We start from the raw sequence: 317 nt of genomic DNA, 5'->3' as shown, positions 1-317 counted from the left end.
TGGCCTCGAACACATCGGCGACAGGCCGCCGGATCAGCATGCCGGCTTCGGCGGTTGGCTTTTCGCGGATGTCCATCGGATGCTCCTTTCGGGATTCGGCGCTCACCAGGCGTCCGGTTCGCGCAGCATGTGAATAATGTTGGCAGGGTTGGTGATCCAGCCGCCGCGGAAGCCCTCGCCCAAGGGCTCAATGGCGTCGCAACGCACAACACCGGCCTTGGCGAAATGATCCGCAGCCATGAGGAAATCCTTGGTGAACAGCTCCAGCCACACCTCGGCCTGGCTCATCATCGGCGCCTCATCGATCCACAGGCGGT

The 317-nt window shown here is 62.8% G+C and carries 2 pseudogenes; both read right to left on the bottom strand.

Annotated features, from left to right (window positions below):
• Window positions 1-76: pseudogene (locus EOB49_RS38450) on the bottom strand (polyketide cyclase); the annotation flags it as partial.
• Window positions 77-102: 26 nt separating this feature from the next.
• A pseudogene (locus EOB49_RS35035) lies at window positions 103-317 on the bottom strand (hypothetical protein); the annotation flags it as partial.

The sequence above is a fragment of the Mesorhizobium sp. M7A.F.Ca.MR.148.00.0.0 genome, from assembly GCF_003997735.1.
In the GTDB taxonomy this organism is placed as follows: domain Bacteria; phylum Pseudomonadota; class Alphaproteobacteria; order Rhizobiales; family Rhizobiaceae; genus Mesorhizobium.
Note: the sequence above shows the minus strand (reverse complement) of the source record. Positions and strands in the feature narration are given on the sequence as shown.